The sequence below is a fragment of the Bradyrhizobium sp. Y36 genome (genome assembly GCF_002531575.1).
GTDB lineage: Bacteria > Pseudomonadota > Alphaproteobacteria > Rhizobiales > Xanthobacteraceae > Bradyrhizobium.
Window position 1 is genome coordinate 555855 of sequence record NZ_NWTI01000001.1, and the last position, 26328, is coordinate 582182.

The 26328-nt window shown below is 65.3% G+C and carries 27 protein-coding genes and 1 tRNA gene; 17 read left to right on the forward strand and 11 right to left on the reverse strand.

All coding sequences use genetic code 11. From position 1 onward, the window contains the following. Positions 1-57: 57 nt before the first annotated feature. Positions 58-1227, reverse strand: a complete 1170-nt coding sequence (locus tag CO669_RS02695) for an MFS transporter (protein ID WP_097657629.1) — start codon at positions 1225-1227, stop codon at positions 58-60. A 111-nt stretch (positions 1228-1338) separates the two neighbouring features. Here CO669_RS02695 and CO669_RS02700 point away from each other — a divergent pair, with 111 nt between their 5' ends. Next, positions 1339-1710 (forward strand): ArsR/SmtB family transcription factor, encoded by a 372-nt coding sequence (locus CO669_RS02700; RefSeq protein WP_097657630.1) that lies wholly within the window; start codon positions 1339-1341, stop codon positions 1708-1710. A gap of 107 nt (positions 1711-1817) precedes the next feature. Here the strand turns inward: CO669_RS02700 and CO669_RS35580 are convergent. After that, positions 1818-1893 (reverse strand) — tRNA-OTHER (locus CO669_RS35580). 54 nt (positions 1894-1947) lie between these two features. Continuing rightward, positions 1948-2649, reverse strand: a complete 702-nt coding sequence (locus CO669_RS02705) for a class I SAM-dependent methyltransferase (protein ID WP_097657631.1) — start codon at positions 2647-2649, stop codon at positions 1948-1950. Positions 2650-2763: 114 nt separating this feature from the next. Between CO669_RS02705 and CO669_RS02710 the strand changes: the two genes are divergently transcribed. Then, positions 2764-3288: a Dps family protein gene (locus CO669_RS02710; RefSeq protein WP_097657632.1), complete on the forward strand. Its 525-nt coding sequence runs from the start codon at positions 2764-2766 to the stop codon at positions 3286-3288. A 122-nt stretch (positions 3289-3410) separates the two neighbouring features. Here CO669_RS02710 and CO669_RS02715 read toward each other — a convergent pair whose 3' ends face one another. Further along, positions 3411-3932, reverse strand: a complete 522-nt coding sequence (locus tag CO669_RS02715) for a cupin domain-containing protein (protein ID WP_097657633.1) — start codon at positions 3930-3932, stop codon at positions 3411-3413. A gap of 77 nt (positions 3933-4009) precedes the next feature. Here CO669_RS02715 and CO669_RS02720 point away from each other — a divergent pair, with 77 nt between their 5' ends. After that, on the forward strand, positions 4010-4291 hold the full coding sequence (locus CO669_RS02720; protein WP_245444143.1) for a hypothetical protein: 282 nt from the start codon (positions 4010-4012) through the stop codon (positions 4289-4291). A 42-nt stretch (positions 4292-4333) separates the two neighbouring features. Here the strand turns inward: CO669_RS02720 and carA are convergent, their stop codons facing one another. Then, positions 4334-5524 carry a glutamine-hydrolyzing carbamoyl-phosphate synthase small subunit gene (carA, locus tag CO669_RS02725; protein WP_097657635.1) on the reverse strand — a complete coding sequence of 397 codons (1191 nt, stop codon included), beginning with the start codon at positions 5522-5524 and terminating at the stop codon, positions 4334-4336. 146 nt (positions 5525-5670) lie between these two features. Here carA and CO669_RS02730 point away from each other — a divergent pair, with 146 nt between their 5' ends. The 7 genes from CO669_RS02730 (at position 5671) to CO669_RS02760 (ending at position 11379) form a co-directional block, all read left to right on the forward strand. Further along, positions 5671-6399: an alpha/beta fold hydrolase gene (locus tag CO669_RS02730; protein WP_097657636.1), complete on the forward strand. Its 729-nt coding sequence runs from the start codon at positions 5671-5673 to the stop codon at positions 6397-6399. 33 nt (positions 6400-6432) lie between these two features. Further along, positions 6433-6888 (forward strand): GatB/YqeY domain-containing protein, encoded by a 456-nt coding sequence (locus tag CO669_RS02735; protein WP_028140491.1) that lies wholly within the window; start codon positions 6433-6435, stop codon positions 6886-6888. 228 nt (positions 6889-7116) lie between these two features. Beyond that, positions 7117-8253 carry an epoxide hydrolase family protein gene (locus tag CO669_RS02740; RefSeq protein WP_097657637.1) on the forward strand — a complete coding sequence of 379 codons (1137 nt, stop codon included), beginning with the start codon at positions 7117-7119 and terminating at the stop codon, positions 8251-8253. Positions 8254-8380: 127 nt separating this feature from the next. After that, on the forward strand, positions 8381-9991 hold the full coding sequence (locus CO669_RS02745) for an acyl-CoA synthetase (RefSeq protein ID WP_097657638.1): 1611 nt from the start codon (positions 8381-8383) through the stop codon (positions 9989-9991). A gap of 10 nt (positions 9992-10001) precedes the next feature. After that, complete coding sequence (locus CO669_RS02750; RefSeq protein WP_097657639.1) at positions 10002-10469, forward strand: MarR family winged helix-turn-helix transcriptional regulator; 468 nt, start codon at positions 10002-10004, stop codon at positions 10467-10469. Positions 10470-10549: 80 nt separating this feature from the next. After that, positions 10550-10933 (forward strand): nuclear transport factor 2 family protein, encoded by a 384-nt coding sequence (locus CO669_RS02755; RefSeq protein WP_097657640.1) that lies wholly within the window; start codon positions 10550-10552, stop codon positions 10931-10933. A 2-nt stretch (positions 10934-10935) separates the two neighbouring features. Continuing rightward, the gene (locus tag CO669_RS02760) at positions 10936-11379 is read left to right on the forward strand and encodes a hypothetical protein (protein ID WP_097657963.1); all 444 of its coding nucleotides are present in this window, start codon (positions 10936-10938) and stop codon (positions 11377-11379) included. A 1-nt stretch (position 11380) separates the two neighbouring features. On the opposite strand, the gene CO669_RS02765 is transcribed toward CO669_RS02760, so the two are convergent. Further along, positions 11381-13612, reverse strand: a complete 2232-nt coding sequence (locus tag CO669_RS02765) for an ATP-binding protein (protein WP_097657641.1) — start codon at positions 13610-13612, stop codon at positions 11381-11383. Positions 13613-13850: 238 nt separating this feature from the next. Between CO669_RS02765 and CO669_RS02770 the strand changes: the two genes are divergently transcribed. Next, positions 13851-14621, forward strand: a complete 771-nt coding sequence (locus tag CO669_RS02770) for a DUF2189 domain-containing protein (RefSeq protein ID WP_097657965.1) — start codon at positions 13851-13853, stop codon at positions 14619-14621. A 177-nt stretch (positions 14622-14798) separates the two neighbouring features. Here CO669_RS02770 and CO669_RS02775 read toward each other — a convergent pair whose 3' ends face one another. The 3 genes from CO669_RS02775 to CO669_RS02785 are packed head-to-tail and all read right to left on the reverse strand — an operon-like array spanning position 14799 to position 16085. Beyond that, the gene (locus CO669_RS02775; RefSeq protein ID WP_097657642.1) at positions 14799-15311 is read right to left on the reverse strand and encodes an SRPBCC family protein; all 513 of its coding nucleotides are present in this window, start codon (positions 15309-15311) and stop codon (positions 14799-14801) included. Beyond that, positions 15308-15778, reverse strand: coding sequence for an SRPBCC family protein (locus tag CO669_RS02780; RefSeq protein WP_097657643.1), 471 nt, complete (start codon positions 15776-15778; stop codon positions 15308-15310). Before CO669_RS02780 ends, CO669_RS02775 begins: the two co-directional genes overlap by 4 nt. After that, on the reverse strand, positions 15771-16085 hold the full coding sequence (locus CO669_RS02785) for an ArsR/SmtB family transcription factor (RefSeq protein WP_097657644.1): 315 nt from the start codon (positions 16083-16085) through the stop codon (positions 15771-15773). Before CO669_RS02785 ends, CO669_RS02780 begins: the two co-directional genes overlap by 8 nt. A gap of 116 nt (positions 16086-16201) precedes the next feature. On the opposite strand from CO669_RS02785, the gene CO669_RS02790 reads away from it, so the two are divergent. The 3 genes from CO669_RS02790 (at position 16202) to CO669_RS02800 (ending at position 19594) form a co-directional block, all read left to right on the forward strand. Beyond that, on the forward strand, positions 16202-17647 hold the full coding sequence (locus CO669_RS02790; protein ID WP_097657645.1) for an LVIVD repeat-containing protein: 1446 nt from the start codon (positions 16202-16204) through the stop codon (positions 17645-17647). A gap of 257 nt (positions 17648-17904) precedes the next feature. After that, the gene (locus tag CO669_RS02795; protein ID WP_198963779.1) at positions 17905-18525 is read left to right on the forward strand and encodes a LysE family translocator; all 621 of its coding nucleotides are present in this window, start codon (positions 17905-17907) and stop codon (positions 18523-18525) included. A gap of 85 nt (positions 18526-18610) precedes the next feature. Beyond that, the gene (locus CO669_RS02800; RefSeq protein WP_097657646.1) at positions 18611-19594 is read left to right on the forward strand and encodes a DUF3592 domain-containing protein; all 984 of its coding nucleotides are present in this window, start codon (positions 18611-18613) and stop codon (positions 19592-19594) included. On the opposite strand, the gene CO669_RS02805 is transcribed toward CO669_RS02800, so the two are convergent. Continuing rightward, positions 19591-20397 (reverse strand): N-formylglutamate amidohydrolase, encoded by an 807-nt coding sequence (locus CO669_RS02805; RefSeq protein ID WP_097657647.1) that lies wholly within the window; start codon positions 20395-20397, stop codon positions 19591-19593. The two genes, CO669_RS02800 and CO669_RS02805, sit on opposite strands and share 4 nt — an antisense overlap. Before the next feature lie 75 nt (positions 20398-20472). On the opposite strand from CO669_RS02805, the gene CO669_RS02810 reads away from it, so the two are divergent. After that, a complete protein-coding gene (locus CO669_RS02810; RefSeq protein WP_097657648.1) occupies positions 20473-20871 on the forward strand; it encodes a gamma-glutamylcyclotransferase family protein in 399 nt (132 codons plus the stop codon). Here CO669_RS02810 and CO669_RS02815 read toward each other — a convergent pair. Next, complete coding sequence (locus CO669_RS02815; RefSeq protein WP_097657649.1) at positions 20868-21431, reverse strand: chlorite dismutase family protein; 564 nt, start codon at positions 21429-21431, stop codon at positions 20868-20870. The two genes, CO669_RS02810 and CO669_RS02815, sit on opposite strands and share 4 nt — an antisense overlap. Positions 21432-21591: 160 nt before the next feature. Here CO669_RS02815 and dnaG point away from each other — a divergent pair, with 160 nt between their 5' ends. After that, positions 21592-23622, forward strand: coding sequence for a DNA primase (gene dnaG / locus CO669_RS02820; protein WP_097657650.1), 2031 nt, complete (start codon positions 21592-21594; stop codon positions 23620-23622). 375 nt (positions 23623-23997) lie between these two features. Further along, entirely contained in the window at positions 23998-26142 is a 2145-nt protein-coding gene (gene rpoD, locus CO669_RS02825; protein ID WP_097657651.1) for an RNA polymerase sigma factor RpoD, read from the forward strand. Positions 26143-26328: the final 186 nt, after the last annotated feature.

Below are 26328 nucleotides of genomic sequence, written 5' to 3' on the forward strand. Positions count from 1 at the left end.
GCGCGCGGGTGGGTCTTAGACCAGTTTTCGGGGCGGCGAAACCCCGAAAAATGCCCATCAACCGGCAATTTTGACCGGTTTTGGCCGGGCCTGCCAGCCGCGGGCGAGGTGGACCAGAAGCGAGGCCGCAACGCTCGTTCCGCCGATCCAGCCGAGGTCGTTCGGGGAGAGGGTGGCCAGCACCGCGCCGCCCAGGGCTCCGCCAATGGCGAAGCCGAGATACATGGCGGAGGCGTTGAGCGAGAGCGCGATCATCGAGGCCTGCGGCTCGATCCGGATGATGCTGGCGACCTGGGCCGGATAGAACGCCCAGCCCGAGATACCCCAGAGGAAGATCGCGCCCAGCACCGCGTAATGGGCCTCGCCGGGCATCAGCTTCAGGACCAGCGAATGCAGGACCAGCGCAGCCGCCATGCCGGCAAGCCCGAGGCCTGCGGTGGCGAGCGTGCCGAGCCGGTCGGCCAGCACGCCGCCGAGCATGTTGCCGATCGCCGCCGCGCCGCCAAACACCAGCAGCGCCAGGCTGATCTGCGAAGCGTCGAAGCCGAGGCTGCGCAGGGGAACCGCGAAATAGGTGAACACGGTGAAGCCGCCGAGCGCCCAGAGGATGGTGATCAGGAGTGCGACCAGCACGTGGCTGTGGCGCGCCACCGCCAGCCGCTCGCCGAGCGAGGCCGTGTTGCGCGGCAGGCCGCGGGGCAGCCCGAGCAGGAGGCCGGCGAGCGCAACGGCGCTGATCAGGGCGACCATCGCAAAGGTCGCGCGCCAGCCGAGCAGACTGCCGACGAGATTGCCGAGGGGAACGCCGATGACGGTCGCGACCGTGATGCCCGAGGTGACCAGCGCCACCGCGCGGCCGCGGCGTTCGGGAGCGGCGACCGCGACGGACACGGCCATGGCCGTCGGCACGCACAGGCCGGAGCCCAGCGCCATCAGCATGCGCGAGGCCAGCAGCAGGGCGTAGCTGGACGCCACCATCGCCGCGAGATTGCCGGCGATGAAGGTCGCAAGGGCCAGGGCCAGCACGGTGCGGCGGTCGATATTGTTCAGCGCGACGGCCAGGACCGGGGAACCCACGGCGTAGGTGAGGGCATAGGCGGTGACCAACTGGCCGGCGGCCGGGACCGAAATCTGCAAATCCGCGGCGATGCCGGGCAAAAGCCCCGCGATTACAAAGCCTTCTGTTCCAATCGCAAAGGCCGCCAGGGCCAGCCAGAAAACGCTCATCGGGTCCAACCTTATGTTCAATGTTTATTGAACTATTGAGCGTCGGGGCGATGCTGTCAATCGGTTCAAGAACTATTGAACATTGCGGCCGGCTCGCTATGATTCAAGACCATGAGCCGCACACCCCTCCACCCCACCCGCGAGCAGATCGAGCTGCCGATGGTTCTGGATTGCCTGAGCGATCCGATCCGATTGGCGATCGTCTATCAGCTCGCCCAGCAGGAACGTGTCAGCAGCGAGTTGCGATGCGGCGACTTCAGCGGTCTCGGGGCCAAGTCGAATCTCGCCTATCACTTCGCCAAGCTGCGCGAATGCGGCCTGATGCAGACGCGCGTCGCCGGCACCAACCGCTTCATGCGGCTGCGCCGTGAGGATCTGGAGGCGCGCTTTCCCGGCCTGCTCGATGCGGTGATCAAATCAGCCGCAAAGGATGCGGAGCGGCTGCAGCTGTTGGCGGGGTGTGAGGTGGTTGAGGCGGATTGAGGTCGCCGATGAGATCCGTCACGCCCGGCTTCGCCCTTCGGGCTTCGCCGCGGCAGCCTTCGCACGATAGGGCTTGCCGAGCCGAAGCTGGCGAAGCCAGCGAAGGCTGGAGACCCGGCCTGGATTTGAACCAGGATGAAGAGCGTTGCACCGCCCTCGCGTAGACGCTTCCGCCACCGGGCCGCGGCGATCATGTCCGATTGCAGTGCGACAAGCTACAACGGCTAATTGTTATGCTTAACGAACCAGCGGCGGCCGGGCGATGAAGGTCATGCGCCAGCGATTATGGCCGATATTGGTGTGGGCGCGCTGAACCGCAAAGCCCGCGGCCCTCAGCTTGGCGGTGATCTCGTCCTCGCTGTAGCGCTGCAGCCCGATGCGCGTGCGCAAGTGGCGGTAATCCGACAGCGCGGTGCTGATCAGCCCGATCAGTGCGTCCTTCAGGAAGCCGTGCCGCAGGCCGAAGCCGAGCAGCGCCATGACGTCCCTGAACATGCCGACATTGGGCTGCAGGATGTCCCCCAGCACCAGCTTGCCGGAGGGCGTCAGGATACGGCGGATGTTGAGAAACGCGGCATCGAGCTCGTCCGGCGTCATGTACTGCGCGACTGAGTTCATCACCACGAGGTCGATCGACTGGTCCTGCATCTTGCGGACGTCGTCGAGCGAGCGGACGCGGATCTTGGTGTTCGGGGCAAACCGCGCGATCAGCCGGCCGCGTACGCCGGGCGCGGGCTCGGCGAGGATCAGCTTGCCGCAAGCCGATGCCACCTGGCTCGCCGACAGCGCCTCCCCGCAGGCATAGTCCAGCACCGTCGCGTCCGGCGAGGTGATGTAGCCGATGATGTCCCGCGCGATGATCTGGAAGTGCAAGTCGCGATGCAGCTTGCTGACATAGATCGTGTGCGTGGAGTCGTAATAATCGATCCAATCGTCCATGGTCTTCGAAGGTCCCGGCCAATCAGTTCCTGCTCTGGAACCGGCGCTGCCCGCCTTGCGTTAGGGGTGTGACGGCGCGCCGTCAATGTCCGCGTCCTAACAGGAAGGTTTCCCGTGAGCAAAACCAACAACAAGGTCTCGCCCGATCTCGATACCCCCACCGATCTGTCGCCCGACGCGGTCAAGAAGGTCTCCGAGGCGCTCAACGTGCTTCTGGCCGACGCCTTCGCGCTGTACCTGAAGACCAAGAATTTCCACTGGCACATCAGCGGGCGGCACTTCCGGGACTACCATCTGCTGCTCGACGAGCAGTCCGACCAGATCTTCGCCACCACCGACCAGCTCGCCGAGCGCGTCCGCAAGATCGGCGGCACCACGCTGAAGTCGATCGGACAGATCGCAAAGCTCCAGACCATCAAGGACAACAACGAGGACTATGTCCCGCCGCGCGAGATGCTGCGCGAGCTGATGCAGGACAACAAGCACGTCGCCGCCGCGATGCGCAAAGCGCACGACGTCTGCGACAAGGCCGAAGACGTGGCGAGCGCGAGCCTGCTCGAGAATTTCATCGACGAGACCGAGCGCCGGACCTGGTTCCTGTTCGAGGCGACGCGTCAGGAAGGCGGCAACGAGGCGTAGCGGAATATCGTAGGGTGGGCAAAGGCGCGCTCTTCGCGCGCCGTGCCCACCATCTCTCTCTCGATCGCGAAAAATGCGTGGGCACGCTCCGCTTTGCCCACCCTACGGCACCATCTGCTTGGCTACCGCCACAACCTCGCCAACGCGCCATTCTTGCCCGTCACCGGATCGGCCGGCGGCAGCGCGACTTGCGGAATCGTCTTCAGCGCCTTGGCATGGTTCTCCGGCGTTGCGCGCGTGATCTCCATCTTCGCGCCGGGCGGATAGGCGCCGATCACGCAGAAATCATCGCTCGCCTTGATGCATTGATGCCCGGTGCCGGCCGGCAGGATCGCGACATCGCCGGCCTTGATCTCCAGCTCCTGGCCGTGGTCGCCGCCGAAGCGGACGCGCGCGCTGCCGCGGGCGACGCCGAGCACCTCGTGCACCGTCGCGTGATAGTGCAGATAGTCGTAAACGCCGTTGCGCCACGTGCCGCCCCAGCCGTTCGCTTCGAACAGATGCTCGATGGTCTCCTCGGGTCGCTCGGGATCGAGCTTCACCGCGTCCTGGTAGACCAGGAAGGGAAGGATGTTGTTCGGCACCAGCCCGTCATCCCTGAACAAGATGGCGAGCGGCTCGGCATTGTCGCGGACGGCGGACATGGCGGGGCTCCGGGTAACAACCGTTTTGGGATCAAGACGATGCACGTCCCCTTGTTCCTGCGCCGCTCCGGGCCGGCTTGACCGGGATCAAGGCACGGCGAGCCAATGGCGGGCAAATCGAACTGGAAGAAAAAGGGAACGCCATGTACGCATCCGACGTTGCGCAGCGTCATTTCTCGGCGGCCATCGACGACGCCGAGGCGTCGGGTCTCGGGCACGAAGCCGTCTGCCGCGCCTTGCTGGGTCTGGTGATCTCGAAATACCTGGAGACGAGGTCCGTCGCCGACATCCAGGCGGAGCTGCGCTTCGTCGCCGAGAACTGCGATCCCGACACGGACTTCATGTTCATGCGTCCGTGACGGGCCCCACAGCCGGCGGCATTGTCCGCTGGCGTTCTTGTCCTATGCGCTCTTCTTCTGCCGCATCAGATCGGCAAAACGCTGGAACAGATAGTGCGAGTCGCGCGGGCCCGGTGAGGCCTCGGGATGGTACTGCACCGAGAACACGGGCTTGCCGTCGAGCTGGATGCCGCAATTGGAGCCATCGAACAGCGAGATGTGGGTCTGCGTCGCGCCCTTCGGCAGCGTCGCCTCGTCCACGGCAAAGCCGTGGTTCATCGAGGTGATCTCGACCTTGCCGGTGGTCTCGTCCTTGACGGGATGATTGGCGCCGTGATGGCCCTGATGCATCTTCTTGGTCTTGGCGCCGACGGCGAGCCCGAGCATCTGGTGGCCGAGGCAGATGCCGAAGGTCGGCGTGCCCGACTTGATGACGTCCTGGATCACGGGCACGGCGTACTTGCCGGTCGCGGCCGGATCGCCCGGACCGTTCGACAGGAACACGCCGTCCGGCTTCATCGCCAGGATGTCTGCGGACGAGGTCGTTGCCGGTACCACCGTCACCTTGCAGCCGACGCCGGCGAGCAGGCGCAGGATGTTGCGCTTGATGCCGTAGTCGATGGCGACGACGTTGAACTCCGCCTTGTCCTGGCGGCCGAAGCCCTTGTCCCACAGCCACGGCGTCTCGTCCCAGGTGAAGCGCTGGCCGCTCGTCACCATCGGCACGAGATCCATGCCCTCGAGGCCGGGCCATTCGCGCGCCTCTTCCTTCAGGCCATGCAGATCGAACTCGCCGTTCTTGGCATGCGCGATCACGGCATTGGGCATGCCCTTGCTGCGGATCAGCGCGGTCAGGGCGCGGGTGTCGATGCCGGAGAGGCCGATGATGCCGCGCGCCTTGAGCCAGGCGTCGAGATGCTTGGTGGCGCGGTAGTTCGAGGGATCGGTGATCGCGGTGCGCAGGATCACGCCGCGCGCGCCCGGCGTCGCTGCCATGTTCACCGTCTCGATATCCTCGTCGTTGGTGCCGACGTTGCCGATATGCGGGAAGGTGAAGGTGATGAGCTGGCCGGCATAGGAGGGATCGGTGAGGATCTCCTCATAGCCGGTCATCGCGGTGTTGAAGCAGACCTCGCCGACGGCGTGGCCCTCGGCACCGAGGCCAAAGCCTTCGAGCACCGTGCCATCGGCAAGCACGAGGAGCGCGGTCGGTTTGTGGTCCGGCCAGGCGGTATCGTTGTCATGTTGTGTCATGAGCGCGTTTCATAGTCCCCGCGGGCGCCGCCGTCAAAGCGCAGATGCGCCGATTCACATGCGTTTTTGCATATTTGACAGCCCGCCTCGGGCACTTAAGCTTGCGTCGATAATTTCCGGCAATTTGAGCGGCTTGCGAGGCAATAATGGACCAGACCACCCCGATTGTGCTGGTTCCGGGGCTGGCCTCCTCGGCCCGGATCTACGCTCCCGTCGTCCCGGCGCTATGGCGGTTCGGCCCGGTGATGATCGCCAACCATATCCGCGACGACAGCATGGCCGATATCGCCGCCCGGGTGCTGAGCGAGGCGCCGCCGCGCTTCGCGCTCGCCGGCCATTCCATGGGCGGCTACATCGCGCTCGAGATCATGCGCCAGGCCCCCGAGCGGGTGGCAAAACTCGCGCTGATCAATACCCAGGCGCGGCCCGACACGCCGGAGGCGACCCAGCGCCGCCGCGGCCTGATGGAGCGGGCGAGGCGCGGCGAGCTGCGCGCCATCCGCGAGGAGAGCTTTCCCGAGCTCGTGCACCCCTCGCGGCGCGATGATGCCGCCATCCTGAAGCTCGTGCACGCGCAGGACGAGGACGTCGGCGTCGAGGGCTATCTGCGGCAGCAGACCGCGATCATCGCGCGGGTGGACTCGCGCCCGACGCTTTGGGCCATCAAGTGTCCGACCCTGGTGCTGACGGGCGATGCCGACAACACCATCCCCAATGCGCTCTCGAAGGAAATGGCCGCGGGCATCGCCGGCGCAAGGCTCGTGATCCTCGAGCGCTGCGGACACCTGCCGCAAGCCGAGCAGCCGGAAGCAACGGCACGGGCGCTGGCCGAATGGCTTGGAACCGAGGTTGTCTCACGGGCGCGAACGGCCTAGATCAGGCGTCATATATTCGAAGGGATCACGATCATGCTGCGCGACGACATCAACAATGCGGTCAAGGAGGCCATGAAGGCCAAGGACGAGCGCAAGCTGTCCACGCTGCGCATGGTCAACTCGACCATCAAGAACGCCGACATCGACGCGCGCGGCCAGGGCAAGCCGCCGCTGTCGGATGCCGACCTGCTCGGCGTCTTTCAGAAGATGATCAAGCAGCGCCAGGAATCGGTCGAGCTCTACGAGAAAGGCGGCCGCGCCGAGCTCGCAGCCCAGGAGCGCGAGGAAATCGCGGTGATCTCGGCCTATCTGCCGAAGCAGATGGCCGACGACGAGGTGAAGAAGGCGATCGCGGATGCGATCACTGAAACCGGTGCCGCCGGCATGAAGGACATGGGCAAGGTGATCGCGGTGCTGCGTGCCAAGTACGCGGGGCAGATGGATTTCGGCAAGGCCAGCGGTCTGGTGAAGGCCGCGCTGTCGGGCTAACTGCTTACCCTCCCCTGGAGGGGGAGGGTCGATCGCGCGTAGCGCGAGCGGGGTGGGGTGATCTCTCCACTCGGGCAGCGCTTCCGTGGAGAGACTGTCACCCCACCTCGGTTCGCACGCCGCTTCGCTCTATGCGAACCGATCCTCCCCCTCCAGGGGAGGATGGGTACCTTTGATGCGGCATCAGTTCGGTCTACTCTCTCCATAAGAAAAGAAGGGAGGCAGCCGATGACCGCCGTCAAACCGTTCCGCATCGCCATCAGCGACGACATCCTCGCGGACCTCAAATCACGCCTCGCCCGCACGCGCTGGCCGGAAGCGGAGCTGGTCGACGACTGGAGCCAAGGCGCGCCGCTGAAGTGGATTCAGGAAGTTTGCGCCTATTGGGCCAACGACTATGACTGGCGCGCCCGCGAGGCCAAGCTCAATCGGTTCGCGCAATTCACCACCGAGATCGACGGGCTCGACATCCATTTCATCCACGCGCGCTCGAAACAAGCGAACGCGCTGCCGTTGATCATCACCCATGGCTGGCCCGGCTCGATCGTCGAATTCCAGAAGGTGATCGCGCCGCTCACCGATCCCGTCGCGCATGGCGGCAATCCCGCCGATGCCTTCCACGTGATCTGTCCCTCGCTGCCGGGCTTCGGCTTCTCGGCCAAGCCCAGGACGACCGGCTGGGGCGTCGACCGCATCGCCGCGACCTGGGCCAAGCTGATGGCGCGGCTGGGTTATGCCCGTTACGGCGCGCAGGGCGGCGACTGGGGCTCGGCGGTGACCACCTCGCTCGGCGCGCAGGACCCCACACACTGCGCCGCCATCCACATCACGCTCGCCTTCAACGCGGCGCCGAAGGTCGAGGGCGAGCCGACGGCGGAAGAGAAGCGCGCGCTCGCCGGCCTCAAGCATTATGTCGATCTCGATTCGGGCTATTCCAAGCAGCAGTCGACGCGCCCGCAGACGCTCGGCTATGGCCTGACGGATTCGCCGAGCGGGCAGGCGGCCTGGATCCTGGAAAAATTCTGGGCCTGGACCGATTGCAACGGGCATCCCGAGAACATCTTTGGCAAGGACGAGCTGCTCGACAACGTCATGCTCTATTGGGCGACGGAGACCGCGACGTCCTCGGCGCGGCTCTACTGGGAGAGTTTTGGCAAGCGCCGCACCACGCCCAAGGTGACCGTGCCGACCGGCGTTGCCGTGTTTCCCAAGGAGATCATCACGCCGGTGCGGCGCTGGATGGAGCCGAACTTCCCTGACATCACCCATTGGAGCGAGATGGAGAAGGGCGGGCACTTTGCCGCCTTCGAGCAGCCGGAGCTGTTCGTGCGCGACGTCAGGACGTTCTTCGCGACGGTGCGGTGAGCCCTGCTGTCATTCCGGGCTCGACGCTGACGCGTCGCCCCGGAATGACGCCGAGAGGCTCTTGTCCCGAGCACTCACAGCTTTAGACTGGACCCAACAAGAAGACACCGGGAAGACGACCAAGCCGATGCTCACCGAAGCCAAGACCTACGACGAGCTCTATCGCAATTTCCGCTGGGACATCCCTGATCGCTTCAACATGGCGGAGGCGTGCTGCGATCGCCATGCCGACGGCATCGGGCGGCTTGCGCTGATCTATGTCGACGAGAACGGTGCGACCAGCCGCACCTCCTTCGACGAGATCGCCGAGATGTCGCGCCGCTTCGCCAATGTGCTGAAGGCGGACGGGCTTTCCCGGGGCGACCGCGTTGCGGTCTTCCTGTCGCAATCGCTGGAATTGCCGGTCGCGCATATGGCGGCGTTCCGCTCCGGCATGATCTCGATCCCGCTGTTCGCGCTGTTCGGCGAGGACGCGCTGGAATTCCGCCTGTCGAACTCCGAGGCCAAGGCCATCGTGACCGACGAGGGCGGCTGGGAAAAACTCGCCAAGATCCGCGATCGCCTGCCGCAGCTGAAGACCGTCTATGTCGTCGGCGCGCGCGCGCCTTCGGGCACGACCTCGTTCTGGGACGCGGTGAAGGCCGCATCGCCCGACTTCACGCGGGTCGATACGTCGTGCGACGATCCGGCGCTGATCATCTACACCTCGGGCACCACGGGCAACCCGAAGGGCGCGCTGCATGCGCACCGCGTCGTGCTCGGCCATCTCCCCAACGTCGAGATGTGCCACAACTTCCTGCCCAGGCCCGGCGATCTCATGTGGACGCCGGCGGACTGGGCCTGGATCGGCGGCCTCGTCAACGGCCTGCTCGCGTTCTGGTATCACGGCATTCCGCTGGTCGGCCATCGCGCGCGAAAATTCGAGCCGCAGGCGGCGATGCAGATGATGGCCGATCTTGGCGTGCGCAATGTCTTCCTGCCGCCGACCGCGCTGAAGCTGATGCGGCAGGCCGGCGTGAAGCATCCGGACGTCCGGCTGCGCAGCATCTTCACCGGCGGTGAATCGCTCGGCGGCGAGCTGCTCGGCTGGGTGCGAGAGACCTTCGGCATCGACGCACATGAAGTGTTCGGCCAGACCGAGTGCAATCTCGTGATCGGCAGCAACTCCAATTTGTTTCCGATCCGCCCGGGTTCGATGGGCAAGGCGACGCCGGGCTTCGACGTCCGCATCGTCAACGACAAGGGCGAAGAGCAGAAGCGCGGCCAGCGCGGCATCATCGGCGTGCGCCAGCCGTGCCCGGTCACCATGCTCGAATACTGGCGCAATCCGGAGGCGACGGCGAAGAAATATGCCGGCGAATTCCTGCTCACCGGCGATCTCGGCGTGCAGGACGAGGACGGCTATTTCTGGTACGTCAGCCGCGAGGACGACGTCATCACCACCGCCGGCTATCGCGTCGGTCCGTCCGAGATCGAGCACACGCTGATGAAGCATCCCTCGGTGGCGATGGCCGCGGTCGTCGGCATCCCCGATCCGATCCGCACCGAGTCGATCAAGGCCTGGATCGTGCTGCGTCCCGGCTTTGCCGGCACCGATGCGCTCGCGCGCGAGATCCAGGAGTTCGTGAAGGTGCAGCTCGCTGCCCACGAATATCCGCGCTTCGTCGCGTTCGCCGACACGCTGCCGATGACGGCGACGGGCAAGGTGCTGCGGCGCGAGCTGCGCGCGAAAGGCTAGCTTCCCCGCCATGGCAAAGACGTCTCAAGCCGCGGGACTTCACCGCGCCTCGCTCGACAAGCTGCACGATCTCGATGCGGCGCTGGAGCTGATGTATTACGGCTGGCGCGGCATGACGCTCGAGGCCGACGCATACCTTGCGAAGCAAGGCCTGTCGCGCCCGCACCATCGCATTCTCTATGTCGTGGCGCGCCGACCCGATATCGCGATCGGCGCGCTGCTCGAGGTCCTCGGCATTTCAAAGCAGGCGCTCAACCGGCCGCTCAATCTGCTGATTGAAAGCAAGCTCGTGACGTCCAGGCGCTCGCCCGAGCAGCACCGTTCGAAACTGCTGCGCCTGACGGCGGCCGGGCAGCGCATCGAGCAGCGCGCCTCCGACCACGAGCGCAACGTCATGCGCCAGGCGTTCGATCGCGCCGGGTCGTCCAGCACGGCGGCCTGGATCGCCGTCATGGAGGCGATCGCCGACCACAATTGACGAATCTCAAGTCAATATAGTTGACATGAGAGGCCGGCTTTGTCACCTTCCTCGCCAACGAGCGAGGGGAGGGCCGCGTCATGGGCGGACAGGCAGTGCACGGACAGGCAATGAATCGCGCGGCGGCCGGGCCTTTTGTCGCTGCATGGTGCGCCAGCTGGTGCAGGGTCGATATCGATGCCGTCGTCGCGCATTTTGCCGACGACGCGCAGATGCGAAGTCCTCTGGCCTTGACGCTGACCGGCTCGCCGGTCGTGAGCGGTGCCGAGAGCATCCGCGCCTACTGGCAGAAGGCCTATGGCCACATCGCAAGCGCCGACCTCAAGATCCTGAGCTGGAGCTGGGACGATACGATCGCGCGGCTGGTCGTGTGGTGGCAGCTCGGCGACGTCAGGGCCAGCGAGTTCATGGATTTCGACGAAATGGGGCGTGTCGTCCGCAGCGAAGCCTTCTACGGAAAATGACCATGCGCGCTTCGGATATCGTCCTGCTTCTCAACACGCTCTGGTTCGCCGGCGCCTTCATCCAGTTCAGCATCCCTCAACGCAACACGCTGAAGATCCTGTTGCCACGGGAAGAGCGCAGCAATCCGATCGCGCCGACGCTCGCGGCGAGCGTGGCGTTCCTGGGCGGCATGAACCTGCCGATCGGGCCGTTGTCGCTCTATCTTCTCGCAGCGCGTCCGGCCTTCTTCCAGCCGGCCGAGGCGCAGCTCGCGCTGTTCCTGTTCTTCTCCGCCTGCCATTTCAGCCAGTTCGCCTACAACCTCCCGGTGCTGATGCGTGGTGGACGCGTTGGCGTCGCCTACTGGCCGGTGTTGAAGGGCCCGATGCTCCGGATCTTCGTGATCGATGCGGGCCTGTTCGCGGCCAATCTCGCGGTGGCGCTCCGCCTTGCGATCGCGTCCTGATCTACCGCGACGGCTCGGAGAGCGCGGCCCGCAGCATGGCGGCGAGATCCTTGCGGCGGAACGGCTTGGTCAGGATGCGGGCGTCGCCGATGCCGTCGGGCGCCTTGACGGGATTCTGGCTGTAGCCGGAGGTAAAGAGCACCTTGAGGCCGGGCCGCAATTGAACCGCCTGCTTCGCCAGCTCAGGCCCGAACATGCCGCCGGGCATCACGACGTCAGTGAACAGCAGCTGGATGTCCCCCGCCTGGCGCAGCACGTCCAGCGCCGCGGGCCCGTTCGATGCCGCGATGACGCGGTAGCCGAGCGCCTTCAGCTCGTTCTCGACATAGGCTCGCACCATGTCGTCGTCCTCGACGACGAGGACTGTCTCATGCCCGTCGGGTGCGGAGACGCGCTCTGCCGGCCGCGGCTCCTCGTTCGGCGGTGTCGAAAGGCGGGGGAAGAACAGCCTGACGACGCTGCCTTGACCCGGCTCGGACTGCATCTGCACGAGGCCGCCGGATTGCCGCGCGAAGCCATAGACCATGCTGAGGCCGAGGCCCGTTCCCTTGCCGACCTCCTTGGTGGTGAAGAACGGCTCGAACGCGCGTCCCAACACCTCGCTGCTCATGCCGGTTCCGGTATCCTTCACAGCCAGCATGACATAATCGCCCGGCCGCGGCTCGCCGTTGACGTCGAGGTCGGATTCGCCGAGCGAAGCGTTGCGCACCTCGACCATCAGCTTGCCGCCGTCAGGCATCGCATCGCGCGCGTTGAGCACGAGGTTGAGCACGGCCGTCGCCAATTGGCCGGGATCGACGCTGGCGATCCAGAGATCCGGTGCGAAGGTGAAGCTGGACTCGATGTGCTCGCCCATGGTCCGCCGCAGCAGCTGCTTCATGCCGGTCACCTGCTCGGCGATGTCGATCTCGCGCGGCCGCAGCGGCTGCTTGCGTGCGAAGGCGAGCAGGCTCCGCGTCAGGTCGGAGCCGCGCTCGGCCGCGGTGGCTATGTCGTTGGCGATCCGGTGCAGCTCTTTGTTGCCCGCAAGCCTGTCGGCGAGGTGCTCCGAATTGCCGAGAATGACGGTCAGCAGATTGTTGAAGTCGTGCGCCACGCCGCCGGTGAGCTGGCCCATGGCCTCCATCTTCTGGGACTGGCTGAGCTTGTGGCTGAGATCGGCGATGGCGGCGCGCTGTTGCTCGAGCGATTCGGCCGTGCTGTTGAGCAAACTCATCAGGCCGCCGAGCTCGCCGCTCGGATGGGGCTCCGGAATGCGCGCGCTGAGATCGCCGCGCCCGAGGCTCTTTGCCATCGCGGCGAGCCGCCCGACTTGTCGTCCGATGCTCACGGTCGTGAGGATCCACAGGCCGGCCAGGAGCAGCAGCAAGGCCACCGCGAGAATCGCCATGTCCTCGTAGAGCCGGCGGTTGGCCGCCGCGACCAGCCCGTCCTTGGATCGCCCGACCAGGATGTAGAGGCCGGCCTTGCGGATCGAGGGCGAGCGGGCAACGCCCCAGATCTGCGTGCGGCCCGCGGGATCGGTGACCTCCCGAAATGGCTCGCCATCGGGCGCTGCCGCAAAGCGGAACAGGTCGGAGCCCGCCATCGACCCGCCGACGGGCACGCTCCAGCCGCCGCCCTTGGGAGCGACCAGGACCGTACCCTTGGCGTCGACGAGCAGGATGTCCTTCTCGGCGAGCAGCCGCTTGTCGTGAAACTCCGTGAATTTGTTCAGGTTGAAGGACGCGAGCAGCACGAACTTCAGCGCGCCCGCATCCGATCGCACGGGGTAGGCGATCTGCAGCACCGACAGCCCGGTGAGGCGGCCGAACACCGGCTCCACCGCCACGACGCCCTGCTGGCCCTTGACCTGCTTGAAGTAGCCGCGGTCGTTCAGGTCGAGTGTGCGGTTCGTCCGTAAGGAATCGCAGAACAGGCTGCCGTCGGGATCGATGGTCAGGATACCCGTGAATTGCGGATACTCTTCACGCACATCCGACAGAAACGCCGAGCACGCCGCCCTGTCGCGCGTGTCGAGGTCGCGGGCTCGGGCGAGCCCGTAGTGAAGCTGGGCGGTGCCCTGGATCTTCTCGTCCAGATCGCTGGCGATGTCGTCGGCGGACGCAGCCAGGTTGGCCAGCGCCGCGTCGATCTCGCTGGTCCGGTTCTGCACGAAGCGCAGCCCGACCAGGAACGCCGGCACGAGCATGGCCGCGATGACGAGGATCAGTAACCGGGTACGCAGGCTCATCGGTGGGCGATCCGCTCAGGCGAGGGTGCTCGGAGGTACAATTTGCGGCACGATCATCTGCCTCGTCCATAGCCATCGGCGCGAAAATCGCACCAAACCCTAAAGATTTCCCATCGCGAGCATTGTCGCCTCGCCACTCCTGTTCGCGCAGGCGGCAGCAAGTTGCGCCCGCGCGCGGCGGCGCTAATATCGCAGCATGCGCGCGACGAAAGATCGCGCCAATCTGCGGAGGAAGCTGATGTCCATCTCGGGCAAGGTCGATCCGGTGGTGCGTCCAGTCGCGACGACTGACATCGCCGAGGCACTGGTCGAAGGCTTGCGCGATTTCCAGGCGGTGCCGCTTTACGGGCTCTGCTTCGGCGCGCTCTACGCGGCCGGCGGCATCGCGATCATGCTGTGCCTGACCGCCTTCGGCATGGTCTATCTCGTCTACCCCCTCGCGGCAGGCTTTGCGCTGATCGGACCGTTCGTGGCGATCGGCCTCTACGAGGTCAGCCGCCGCCGCGAGCGCGGCGAGCCGGTGTCCTTCGGTGCGATCTGGTCGGCGGTGCGCTCGCGCAGCGAGATCGGCTGGATGGCATTCGTCACGCTGTTCGTGTTCGTGGTCTGGATGTACCAGGTGCGGCTCCTGATCGCGCTGCTGCTCGGCTTGCACGCCTCCTTCTCCAGTCTGCAGGAATTCATGACGGTGGTGCTGACGACCAATGAGGGCCTGCTGTTCCTCGGCATCGGAAATGCGGTCGGGGCCGTGCTGTCGCTGATCCTGTTCTCGCTGACCGTGGTGTCGTTTCCGCTGCTGCTCGATCGCGAGGTCGATTTCGTCACGGCGATGGTGACGAGCGTGCGCGCGGTCGTCACCAGCCCGTTGCCGATGATCGGCTGGGCCGCCGTCATCGTGATGCTGCTGATCGTGTCGGCGCTGCCCTATTTTCTCGGCCTGATCGTGACGCTGCCGGTGCTGGGACACGCGACCTGGCATCTTTATCGGCGGCTGGTGGCGCCGGTGTGAGGTCGTCGCCCCCGCGAAGGCGGGGCTTCGCGCGTCCCGGGACGACAGTGCCGCAGGGTGGGCAAAGCGAAGCGTGCCCACGCGCCTGTTGCGATATCGGCTCGACCGTGGGCACGGCGCAAGTGCGCCTTTGCCCACCCTATGATTCCGAGTTCGCGGATGCAGACCCGGTCTCGCCTACGGCGTCTTGATCCCCATCGCCTTCAGCGCGTCCAGCATGCGCTGCGGCGGGCCCATCTTCACCGCCAGGGGCTTGCCGGTTTCCAGCAGGCTCTTGAGGCTCGACAGGATCGCGGGCCAGCCCGAGCGGCCACCGGCGAGGATGTCGTCGCTGAGCGGCCGGTCGTGGCCCTCGCTCATCGTGAGCCGGACCGCATCACCGGCCTGTTCGATCTCGTAGGTCACGAGGGTCGGCCCCAATTTCTCGATCAGCTCAGGCCAGTTCACGTTGAACGTGACCGCGAGCTTTCGCGGCGGATCGTAAGCGAGAACCTCGCCGCTGATGTGCATCGCGCCGTCCGGCGTGCGCACGATGAACGCGCCGCCAAGGCGAGGCTCGACCTCCACGGTGTTGCCGAAGAAATATTGCCTGCTGAACTCGGCCGAGGTCAGGGCGTCCCACACCTTCTCCGGCGTCGAGGCGATGTAGATGGTGTAGACGGTCAGCGGCTTGAATTGATCGAGCTTCATTTTGCGTCGAATCCCTTGTTGAGAGCTGCGCGCGGGATGGCGATCACCTGGTCTCTTTCCAGCAGGCTCTTCAGCCCGGACAGGATCGCCGGCCAGCCATTGGAGACAGCGCCAAGATACTTTCCGCCCTCGGCGAAGCCGTCATGCAGCACGGTCAAACGCACGAGCGAGCCGAACGGTTCGATGGTGAAGACGACGCGCGAGATCGGCTCGCCGCGGAGCTCCTCGAACTTGTGGTGCTTGAAGCTGTAGGACAGTCGCCGCGGCGGATCGGATTCCAGGATTTCGCCGGAATCGGTGACCTCGCCGTCGAGCAGCAGTGCAAACGACGAGCCGAGCTTCCAGTCCGAGCGGACTTCGGCGCCAAACCAGTATTGCCTCGTGAACTCGCTCGACGTCAGTGCCTCCCATAGCTTGTCCGGCGTGGTCTCGATGTAGGTGACGTAGACGAACTCAGGCTTACTCATCGCGCTTCTCCAACTGACGTTTCAACTCGCCGAGCGCGGCGAGCTTGCCGCGCTCGAATTTCCTGATCCAGCGCTCGCCGATCTGATGGATCGGCACCGGATTGAGGTAGTGCAGCTTCTCGCGGCCATGCTTGATGGTCGTGACGAGGTTGGCCTCTTCCAGGATCACAAGGTGCTTGGTGACGGCCTGCCGCGTCATCGCGAGGCCCTCGCAGAGTTCGTTCAGCGTCTGGCCGTTCCTGGCGTGAAGCCTGTCGAGCAGCGAGCGTCGTGATGCATCGGCGAGCGCTTTGAAGACCTCATCCATGGCCGCGATAATAGGCAACCAAATGGTTGCATGTCAAGATGATGTGTTGGGCACGCGCGTTCGGCTGTGTTAGCGTCGAGGCTCAGCCAGCACAGATTGGTTCCGGGAGGACGTTGATGCTCCGTCGCGTTTCACTTGCTGCCGCCCTCGTTCTTTTCGCGTGCAGCACCGCCGTTCACGCCCAGAAGCAAACCATCGGCGCGCCGCCCGAAGCGTCCAACATGAAGCTCGTCGGCAGCAATGATCTGCAGGCCCGCAGCGCGTATCAGCCGACCATCCATCACCAGGGCGATCGCTGGATCGCCTATATCGGCCACCACGGCGGCACCGACGACGTGCCCGCTCCCGTCAATCCGATGACCGGCAAGGCCGAGCCGAACGGAACCTCGATCGTCGACGTCACCGATCCCGCGCGGCCGAAATATCTGCGGCACCTGCCGGGGCAGGAGGGCAAGTACGAATCCGGCGGCGCGCAGATGGTGCGGGTCTGCGACGGCAAATCGCTGCCGAAGGGCGATCCCAATGCGGTCTACATGCTCAGGACCTTCGGCAGCGAGGCGCATGAGATCTGGAACGTCAGCGATCCCGCGAGCCCCGTGCTCATCACCCGCATCGCCGGCTTGAAGGACACGCACAAGAGCTGGTGGGAATGCAACACCGGCATTGCCTATCTCGTCTCGGGTGCGCCGGACTGGCGCACGCGGCGCATGACGCAAGTGTACGATCTCTCCGATCCCGCGCGTCCGCAGAAGATCCGTGACTTCGGTCTGCCGGGCCAGGAGCCCGGTTCGACCGGCGCGGTGCCGACCGAACTGCACGGGCCGATCTCGACCGGCCCCGATGGCAACCGCGTCTATTTCGGCTACGGCACCAACAAGGGCGGCATCCTGCAGATCGTCGATCGCGACAAGCTCCTGAGCGGACCGAAGGAGCCGACGCCGGAGAATCTGCGCTATCCCGAAATCGCGCGCTTGCCGATGTCCGCCTTCAACGGCGCGCACACGACGTTTCCGATGCTCGACATGCCGATCGCCGAGTTTTCCGAGGACAAGGACGGCAAGACCCGCGACATCGTGATGATCGTGGACGAGGCGATCCTCAACGAATGCGGCGAGGCCAGGCAGATGGTGTGGTTCGCCGACGTCACCACCGAGACGCGGCCGATGATGATCTCGAGCTTCACCGTGCCGGAAGCGAGCGGGCAGTTCTGCCAGCGCGGCGGCCGCTTCGGCGCGCATTCGTCCAACGAGAGCATGGCGCCGGTCTATTACAAGAAGATGGCCTTCATCGCCTTCTTCAATGCCGGCGTGCGCGCGCTCGACATCCGCGATCCCTATCATCCGAAGGAAGTCGGCTATTTCATTCCGTCGATCACGCAGGCGACCGACAAGCGCTGCATCCCGATCGAGGGCGGCGAGCGTTGCAAGGTCGCGATCCAGACCAACAATGTCGAGACCGACGATCGCGGCTTCATCTACATCGTCGATCGCGCCAATACCGGCCTGCACATCCTCGAATTGACCGGGGCGGCGCGCGCGGCCGCCGGCCTGCCGAAGAACTGACGATAAGGTGCGGGGCGATGTCTGTCTCGATGTGGGTCCATTGCTTCCACATTCTCGGCTGTCATCCCCCGCGAAGGCGGGGGATCCAGTATTCCAGAGACACTCATGGGATACGGAGAAGCTGCGGCGTACTGGATCCCCCGCTTCCGCGGAGGATGACACTGCCGTTTGAGCGCGCACCTTTTGCTCATCTCACTTCCCAGCTCGCCCGTCCCATGCATTAATACCTCCAAATCGCCTTCAGCCGAGTCCTCCCCATGATGTCCATGCAAGCCTATTTCGCCTTCCTCGCCGCCTGCATCGCGCTGGCGCTGCTGCCGGGGCCGATCGTCACGCTCGTCATCGCCAACGGCCTGCGCCACGGCACGCGTGCGGCGCTCACCAACGTGGCCGGTGCGCAGGCGGGTCTCGCCATCGTGATCGGCATCGTCGCGATCGGCCTGACCTCGCTGATGGCGACCATGGGCTATTGGTTCGACTGGGTGCGCTTTGCCGGCGCCGCTTATCTGGTCTGGCTCGGCATCAAATTGATCTGGGCGCCGGTCGAGGGAGTCGAGGTGGACTCGCCGCCACCGCCGCCGCGCGGCGGCTTCTTCCTGCAAGGGTTTTTGGTGCTGCTGTCGAACCCGAAGGTGCTGGTGTTCTTCGGCGCGTTCATTCCGCAGTTCATGGACATGAACCAGCCGCACTTTCCGCAGGTCGCGCTGCTCGGCGCGACCTTCATGGTCACCGCCGTGATGACGGACGCGCTCTATGCCATCGCCGCCGGCCGCGCGCGAAAGTTCTTCTCGGCCCGCCGCACCCGGATGATGTCGCGCATCTCCGGCGGCTTCATGATCGGCGGCGGCATCTGGCTGGCGCTGACCCGGGCGAAATAACCTCGAGGCCGAGCCGGACCGGCTTGAACCCTTCGCGGCGGCACAGCGTCCAATCGGGCATTGCCGCCGACGAAGGATTCTTGCCGTGCCGAATTTACCGCCGCTGGTTTACGCGATGCTGCTCGCGCCGCTCGCGCTCATCCTGATTGCCGCGATCGTCAAGACCTGGCAGGTGCGCGAGGCGCGAGGCTGGCCGCAAGCCGCGGGCAAGGTCGTCACCTCAGTGGCCGAGGTGCGCGAGGTCAAGGTGTCCGACGACGAGCGCGAGGACGGCTACCGCACCGAGAGCCGCAATTTCGCGAACGTCACTTACGAATATTCCGTCGGCGGCCGCAAGCTGCGTTGCAATCGCATCTCGATCGGCGAGGACCTCGGCAATTTCCAGGTCGCCGAGAAGCTGGCAAAATATCCGGCCGGCAGCATCGTCACCGTCTATTACAATCCGCGCCACCCCGATCAGGCCGTGCTCGAGCGCGATCTGCCCAAGGGCCTGTGGGGCTGCCTCGGCATCGGCACGGCGATCGTGCTCGCCATCATCCTCGGCTCGGTGTTCGGCCTCAACCAGAGCTACCAATATCTCGCCCATCACATCGGCCGTCCCGATCTTGCCGGCCTCGTCGTCGCCTTTGGCGCGTTCGGCCTCGTCATCGCGTTGATGGCCTGGGCGGTGCGGCGGCAGGCGTCGATGGCGACGCGCTGGCCGGTCGTGCCGGGCACGATCAAGCTGTCGGGCGTCGAGGAGTATCACGAGGCCAGCGAGGCGGCCGCGGCGCGCGGCCTCGAGATGTTCGGCAAGCGGGTGACCTACACCTATCGCTATCAGAACATCAGCTACACCAACGAATGCGCGCGCGTCGCGGCGGAAACGCCTGACGCCTCCGACGAGATGCTGAAAAAGCTGATGTCGCGCTACCAGGACGGCGCCACCGTCGAGGTGCGCGTCAATCCCGACAATCCGGCGGAGGCGACGCTCGACGCCCGCGCCGACGGGCGCATGGCGTGGGTGCTGTGGGGCATCGCTGCGATCTTCGCCGCGCTCGCGCTGTTCGTCGCAACGCGCGGCGGCTAGTCGACCGGCAGCTCGGTCCGCAGCGCCACCTCGATCTCGCCGAGGATCCTTGCCAGCCGTTCGGCCCATTGCTGCTGGCCGGCCTGGTCCGCGATCAGGTCCTGCCGGATCTCGATGCCGGTGTTGACGAGGCCGCGCCCTTCGCCGTGCACGGGAATGGTGTAGTCGGTGAGATCGCTCACGGCATAGGGCTCGTTGTCGCCGACGACGAGATCGCCTTCGCCCCGCAGATGCTTCAGCAGCAGATGCGGCAGCACGGTGTCGCGGTTGTACAGCGCGCCGATGTGCCAGGGCCGCGCGACGCCGGCATAGACGGGCGTGAAGCTGTGCAGCGACACCAGCACCGTCGGCCGCTTGTCGTTCTGACGGGCCTCGATCGCGGCATCGATGCGGTCATGATAGGGCTCGAAGATCTCGCGGCGCCGCGCCTCGCGCTCCCTGTCCGAAATCCCTTCGTTGCGCGGGATCGCGGTGGCTTCGGAGATGACGGGGATCGAGCTTGCCGCCACGGGCGGGCGGTTGCAGTCGATCACGAGCCGCGAATAGTGCTGCGCGATCAGATGCGCGTCGAGCATTTTGGCCAGCCGGTCGGCGACGCCGGCAATGCCGATGTCCCAGCCGATGTGCCTGACGAGCTCGCTTTCCGGGATGCCGAGATCGCCGAGCGCGCGCGGCAGCGCCCGCCCGTAATGATCGGAGGTGAGCAGGAAGGGCGATGTGCCTGCCGCATTCACCTCGTGGACGGGCGGAATATCGCCCTCGCCGAGCAGTTGATCGGCCGTCTCGGCTATGTGCAGGTCCATCCTGATTGCCTATGAAACAATAAATTGTCTAAACCGAGTAACCTGATTGCACCGACGTCGCAACGTTAGAACAGCATGACCTCCGATCGCCTCTTCGTCTACGGCACCCTGATGCGCGGCTTCGACCATCCGATGGCGCGGCTGCTCGCGGGGCACGCGGATTTTCTGGGTGAAGCGACCTGCCGCGGCCGGCTCGTCCTGGTGAAGCATTATCCGGGATTGCTGCTGTCGAAGGCCGCCACCGACATCGTCCATGGCGAGCTCTTTCAGATGCGCGTGCCGGACGAGCTGCTGGGCGAGCTCGACATGTACGAGGCGTGCGGCGAGGGATTTGCCGAGCCGACCGAGTATCTGCGCCGGCTGGTCGACGTGACGCGCACTGACGGCAGCGTCGAGAAGGCGTGGACCTATGTCTACAACTGGCCCGTCACCGACCTGCCGCGCATCGAGTCCGGGCGCTTTCTCGACCATTAGGCCGACAGCACTTCCTTCACCACGCGCACGTCGACTTCGCGCTCGACGTAGCTCCACTCCTCGGTCCGCCGCAATTCCCCCACCAGCTCCTCGAAGAGCGAGGCGTGCGCGGGGGCGAATTCGAACCAGGTGAGGAAATCGAAGGGCTCGCCGAGGTCGCGGCAGTGATAGAGCTGGCGCGCGATCGCAGGCAGGAAGCGAAGACTGCTCGCGATGTGGTGCGACTTGTCCTCGAAGATCCTGCGGCGCTCCTCCTGGGTCAGGTCCCACCAGGCCTGCGACTTGCGGATCGGGATCAGCGCCGCGCTGGTTGCCTCCATCCGGCCGAGCCCGGCCTGCACGGCCACCAGTTGCTCCTTCTCGGCTCGCTCGGTGTAGCGCAGGCTGCTGGCCACGCCGACCAGCCGCCAGGCGTTGCGCGAGGGCACCAGCGGTAATGCGATGGCCTCGCTGTCGGTGACCGATAGCGCCGGCATGAAGGGCAGGGGCTCGCCCGTCACCGGTGCAATCGAGGTCACCCGCCAGCCCCCGCTCTGGCCGCCCCGAAATGTCCTGAACATGACCTATGGAAGCGTGGAACCGGGCGCGGTTCAAGCTCTCCGTCGAAACTTTCGCCTGTGAATAGCCGGGAGAAGCCACACATGCTTCGTATTTCCCGGGGCCGTCCCTATATGCCTATCCGGTTGGCCATAACGCCCGACTCAGCCCAGAAATCAGCCCATGCGCTTCACGCCCCAGTTCCTCGACGAGCTTCGTGCCCGGCTTTCGGTCTCCGAAGTCGTGGGCAAGCGCGTCAAGCTGAAGAAGGCGGGGCGGGAGTGGAAGGGGCTGTCGCCGTTCCAGCAGGAGAAGACCCCGTCCTTCTACGTCAACGACCAGAAGGGTTTTTACCACGACTTCTCCTCCGGCAAGCACGGCGACATCATCAATTTCGTGATGGAGACCGACGGCCTGCCGTTCGCGGAAGCCGTCGAGCGGCTCGCCAGCATGGCGGGCCTGGCGCTGCCCGCGGTGACGCCGGATGCGGCGCGGCAGGAGCAGCGGCGCCGCACGCTGCACGACGTCATGGATCTCGCCGCGACCTATTTCGCGGAGACGCTGGCCTCGCGCGTGGGCGCGAAAGCGCGCGGCTATCTCGCCGACCGGGCGATCTCGCCGGCGACGCAGTTGCAGTTCCGTCTCGGCTACGCCTCGCCCGATCGCTTCGCGTTGAAGGAGCATCTCGGCAAGCTCGGCGTTTCCGTCCAGGACATGGTCGAGACCGGCCTGTTGATCGGCGGCGACGACATCCCCGTGCCGTACGACCGCTTCCGCGACCGCGTGATGTTTCCGATCACGGATTTGCGCGGCCGCGTCATCGCCTTCGGCGGGCGCGCGCTGGAGAAGGACGTTCCGGCAAAGTACCTGAACTCGCCGGAGACGCCGCTCTTCCACAAGGGCGACAATCTCTACAACCACCAGACCGCGCGCAAAGCCACCCATGACGGCAGCGCGCTGATCGTGGTCGAAGGCTATGTCGACGTCATCGCGATGGTCACCGCAGGCTTTCCCGGCACTGTGGCGCCGCTCGGCACCGCGCTCACCGAAAGCCAGCTCGGGCTGCTCTGGAAGATGGCGGACGAGCCGATCCTCTGCTTCGACGGCGACCGTGCCGGCCAGAAGGCGGCGTATCGTGCCGCCGATCTCGCGCTGCCGTTCCTTGCGCCCGGCAAGAGTCTTCGTATCGCGCTGCTGCCGGAAGGGCAGGACCCCGACGATCTCGCCCGCTCCGGCGGGCGCGGCGCGATCGAGGAGGTGATCGGTGCTGCCCGTCCGCTCGCCGACATGATCTGGTCGCGCGAGCTCGAAGGCGGCAACTTTGCCACGCCCGAGCGCCGCGCCGCGCTGGAGGCGCGCATCAAGGAGCTGACGAACGGCATCCGCGACGAGGTGGTGCGGCGCTATTACCGCGACGAATTCGTCGAGCGGCTGCAGCGCACCTTCGCCCCCGAAGGCGGGCGCGGCGGCTTCGGCGGCCGTGGCAATTTCCGCCAGGGCCAGGGCGGTGGCGGCCGCCCATTCCAGGCTGGCGGCGGGGGAGGCGCGAATCGATTCGGCGGCCAGAGATTTGGCGGCGGATTTGGCGGCGGGCGCCGCGGACCGCCTGGCCCCACCCCGTTACCGTCAGGCCCCTATCAGGCAGCCAGTCCCCAGCTGGCGGCCAGTCCGATCATGAAAGGCCAGCGCAGCGCCATCTCCCGCCGGGAGGCCCTGATCCTGCAATGCCTGATCAACCACCCCTGGCTGCTGCATGACCACCTCGAGGAGGTCGCGGCGCTGGAGCTTGCCCATCCCGAGGCCCACAAGCTCCGGGCCGGCATCATCGCCGCCTTCGCCAACGACCATCACCATTCGCCTGACCCCGAGGAGCAGGCCGAGAAGATGCGCGGCGATCTCGAAAAGGGAGGATTTTCGCAGGTTCTTCAAAGGGTTGAGAACGGCATCACGACCGCCGCGGTGTTTGGCGCACGCGAGGGCGCGGCGCGGGACGACGTTCTTGCCACCTGGCATCAGCTGGTTGCCTTGCATCGCCAATACCATTCACTACTTAGAGAGCTGAAGGATGCCGAGCTGGCCTTGGGGGACAACCCAAGCGAGGCCGACTGGACGTGGCTGCGTGATATCAAGGCTCGGCTGGCCGAGGTCGATGGCACCGAGGCCCTGATCGAGGGTTTTGGCGAGCTGTCGGGCCGGTTCCAGAAGAGCGTGTGATGAAAGAATCATGCGGACGGCCGAAGTCGGAACCGCTAAAAGACTCGCCAAATCCAAGGTTTGGCGACAAAACAGGGTTAATCGAGGCTTAACGGTCTTGTAGCACTTTGGCCCAGAGGCGGCCGCAGGCAGAACAGACGCGTCAGGAATGAATCCGCGCAATCGCTGTTGGCACTACACCTGCATCCGCTGCGACAAAGAGGCTGACGAAGCGTTAGGCAATTCCGGCGAGAGAGAGTTGGGGGTGGCGAGAGACATGTGCGCCGCCCTTTCCGTGTCGAGAACTGCCGAAGCGAGAGCGTCGGGCAACAGGTTCATGTGAATTCAGGCAGGCGCGGCGAAGCGCCTCGCATGAAGCGCGTTTAGGAGCAATGGATGGCCACCAAGGCAAAGACGCTGCAGGCGAAGGACAAGGAAAAAGACGACAAGGCAGCGGATGCTCCGGAGAAGGATTCCCAGGACGCGCCCTCGCCGTTGCTCGATCTGTCCGACGCGGCGGTGAAGAAGATGATCAAGCAGGCCAAGAAGCGCGGCTTCGTGACCTTCGATCAGCTCAACGAAGTCTTGCCGTCCGACCAGACCTCGCCCGAACAGATCGAGGACATCATGTCGATGCTCTCGGACATGGGCATCAACGTCACCGAAGCCGACGATAGCGAAGGCGAGGAGGAGAAGGACGAGGGCGAGGACGAGACCGACAACGAGCTCGTCGAGGTCACCCAGAAGGCCGTCACCGAGGTCAAGAAGAGCGAGCCGGGCGAGCGCACCGACGATCCCGTGCGCATGTATCTGCGCGAGATGGGCACGGTCGAGCTGTTGTCCCGCGAAGGCGAAATCGCGATCGCCAAGCGCATCGAGGCCGGCCGCGAGGCGATGATCGCGGGCCTCTGCGAAAGCCCGCTGACCTTCCAGGCCATCATCATCTGGCGCGACGAACTGAACGAAGGAAAGATCTTCCTTCGCGACATCATCGATCTCGAAGCCACCTATGCCGGCCCCGACGCCAAGGGCGGCATGAACAATGCGATGATCGCAGGTCCCACCGGCGAGAACGGTGAAGCCTCCGCCGAGGGCGGCCAGCCTGCCGCTGCCGCCGGCGCGCCCGCGCATGTCGCCCCGCCCGCGGCGCCTCCGGCGCCGACCCCGTTCCGCGCGGCGCCCGCCGGTGGCGAAGCCGAGAAGGATCCCGCCGAGTCCGCGGCCGAAGCCGACATGGACGAGGACGACGAGTTCGAGAACCAGATGTCGCTTGCGGCGATCGAGGCCGAGCTCAAGCCGAAGGTCGTCGAGATCTTCGACAAGATCGCCGAGAGCTACAAGAAGCTGCGCAAGCTGCAAGAGCAGGACATCCAGAACCAGCTCGAGAGCACCTCGCACGGTCCCTCGCTGTCGCCGCACCAGGAGCGCAAGTACCGCAAGCTCAAGGACGAGATCATCGTCGAGGTGAAGTCGCTGCGCCTCAACCAGGCGCGTATCGATTCACTGGTCGAGCAGCTCTACGACATCAACAAGCGCCTCGTCTCGCATGAGGGCCGCCTGATGCGCCTCGCCGACAGCCACGGCGTCGCGCGCGAGGACTTCCTGCGCAACTACACCGGCTCGGAGCTCGATCCGCGCTGGCTCAACCGTGTCTCGAAGCTGTCCGCCAAGGGCTGGAAGAACTTCGTCCACCACGAGAAGGACCGCATCAAGGACCTCCGTCACGAGGTGCATCAGCTCGCCGCGCTCACGGGCCTCGAGATCATCGAGTTCCGCAAGATTGTGCACTCCGTGCAGAAGGGCGAGCGCGAAGCCCGCCAGGCCAAGAAGGAGATGGTGGAAGCCAACCTCCGTCTCGTGATCTCGATCGCGAAGAAGTACACCAACCGCGGCCTGCAGTTCCTCGACCTGATCCAGGAAGGCAACATCGGCCTGATGAAGGCGGTCGACAAGTTCGAGTATCGCCGCGGCTACAAGTTCTCGACCTACGCCACGTGGTGGATCCGGCAGGCGATCACGCGCTCGATTGCGGACCAGGCCCGCACCATCCGCATCCCCGTGCACATGATCGAGACGATCAACAAGATCGTGCGCACGTCCCGGCAGATGCTCAACGAGATCGGCCGCGAGCCGACCCCGGAAGAACTCGCCGAGAAGCTCGGCATGCCCTTGGAGAAGGTCCGCAAGGTCCTGAAGATCGCCAAGGAGCCGCTGTCGCTGGAAACGCCCGTCGGTGACGAAGAGGATTCGCATCTCGGCGATTTCATCGAGGACAAGAACGCGATCCTGCCGATCGACGCCGCGATCCAGTCCAACCTGCGCGAGACCACCACGCGCGTCCTCGCCTCGCTCACCCCGCGCGAAGAGCGCGTGCTGCGCATGCGCTTCGGCATCGGCATGAACACCGACCACACGCTGGAAGAAGTCGGCCAGCAGTTCAGCGTGACGCGCGAGCGTATCCGTCAGATCGAGGCGAAGGCGCTGCGGAAGCTGAAGCATCCGTCAAGGAGCCGGAAGCTGCGGTCGTTCCTCGACAACTGAGCGCAAATACCAATCCAGAGCAAAACGGCGGGCCGAAAGCCCGCCGTTTTTGTTTCGATCCCGTTCTCTCCGTCATTGCGAGCGCAGCGGAGCAATCCAGTCCGTCTCAGCGGAGGGATTCTGGATTGCCTCGCTGCGCTCGCAATGACGGGCGGAGAGGCCTGCGTCCCCACGCAAGCAGCCGTT

Coding starts and splice junctions, on each gene's coding strand:
- CO669_RS02695 (WP_097657629.1), bottom strand. CDS start 1,227: ATGAGCGTTTTCTGGCTGGCCCTGGCGGCCTTTGCGATTGGAACAGAA.
- CO669_RS02700 (WP_097657630.1), top strand. CDS start 1,339: ATGAGCCGCACACCCCTCCACCCCACCCGCGAGCAGATCGAGCTGCCG.
- CO669_RS02705 (WP_097657631.1), bottom strand. CDS start 2,649: ATGGACGATTGGATCGATTATTACGACTCCACGCACACGATCTATGTC.
- CO669_RS02715 (WP_097657633.1), bottom strand. CDS start 3,932: ATGTCCGCCGTCCGCGACAATGCCGAGCCGCTCGCCATCTTGTTCAGG.
- carA (WP_097657635.1), bottom strand. CDS start 5,524: ATGACACAACATGACAACGATACCGCCTGGCCGGACCACAAACCGACC.
- CO669_RS02730 (WP_097657636.1), top strand. CDS start 5,671: ATGGACCAGACCACCCCGATTGTGCTGGTTCCGGGGCTGGCCTCCTCG.
- CO669_RS02735 (WP_028140491.1), top strand. CDS start 6,433: ATGCTGCGCGACGACATCAACAATGCGGTCAAGGAGGCCATGAAGGCC.
- CO669_RS02740 (WP_097657637.1), top strand. CDS start 7,117: ATGACCGCCGTCAAACCGTTCCGCATCGCCATCAGCGACGACATCCTC.
- CO669_RS02745 (WP_097657638.1), top strand. CDS start 8,381: ATGCTCACCGAAGCCAAGACCTACGACGAGCTCTATCGCAATTTCCGC.
- CO669_RS02750 (WP_097657639.1), top strand. CDS start 10,002: ATGGCAAAGACGTCTCAAGCCGCGGGACTTCACCGCGCCTCGCTCGAC.
- CO669_RS02755 (WP_097657640.1), top strand. CDS start 10,550: ATGGGCGGACAGGCAGTGCACGGACAGGCAATGAATCGCGCGGCGGCC.
- CO669_RS02760 (WP_097657963.1), top strand. CDS start 10,936: ATGCGCGCTTCGGATATCGTCCTGCTTCTCAACACGCTCTGGTTCGCC.
- CO669_RS02765 (WP_097657641.1), bottom strand. CDS start 13,612: ATGAGCCTGCGTACCCGGTTACTGATCCTCGTCATCGCGGCCATGCTC.
- CO669_RS02770 (WP_097657965.1), top strand. CDS start 13,851: ATGTCCATCTCGGGCAAGGTCGATCCGGTGGTGCGTCCAGTCGCGACG.
- CO669_RS02775 (WP_097657642.1), bottom strand. CDS start 15,311: ATGAAGCTCGATCAATTCAAGCCGCTGACCGTCTACACCATCTACATC.
- CO669_RS02780 (WP_097657643.1), bottom strand. CDS start 15,778: ATGAGTAAGCCTGAGTTCGTCTACGTCACCTACATCGAGACCACGCCG.
- CO669_RS02785 (WP_097657644.1), bottom strand. CDS start 16,085: ATGGATGAGGTCTTCAAAGCGCTCGCCGATGCATCACGACGCTCGCTG.
- CO669_RS02790 (WP_097657645.1), top strand. CDS start 16,202: ATGCTCCGTCGCGTTTCACTTGCTGCCGCCCTCGTTCTTTTCGCGTGC.
- CO669_RS02795 (WP_198963779.1), top strand. CDS start 17,905: ATGATGTCCATGCAAGCCTATTTCGCCTTCCTCGCCGCCTGCATCGCG.
- CO669_RS02805 (WP_097657647.1), bottom strand. CDS start 20,397: ATGGACCTGCACATAGCCGAGACGGCCGATCAACTGCTCGGCGAGGGC.
- CO669_RS02810 (WP_097657648.1), top strand. CDS start 20,473: ATGACCTCCGATCGCCTCTTCGTCTACGGCACCCTGATGCGCGGCTTC.
- CO669_RS02815 (WP_097657649.1), bottom strand. CDS start 21,431: ATGTTCAGGACATTTCGGGGCGGCCAGAGCGGGGGCTGGCGGGTGACC.
- dnaG (WP_097657650.1), top strand. CDS start 21,592: ATGCGCTTCACGCCCCAGTTCCTCGACGAGCTTCGTGCCCGGCTTTCG.
- rpoD (WP_097657651.1), top strand. CDS start 23,998: ATGGCCACCAAGGCAAAGACGCTGCAGGCGAAGGACAAGGAAAAAGAC.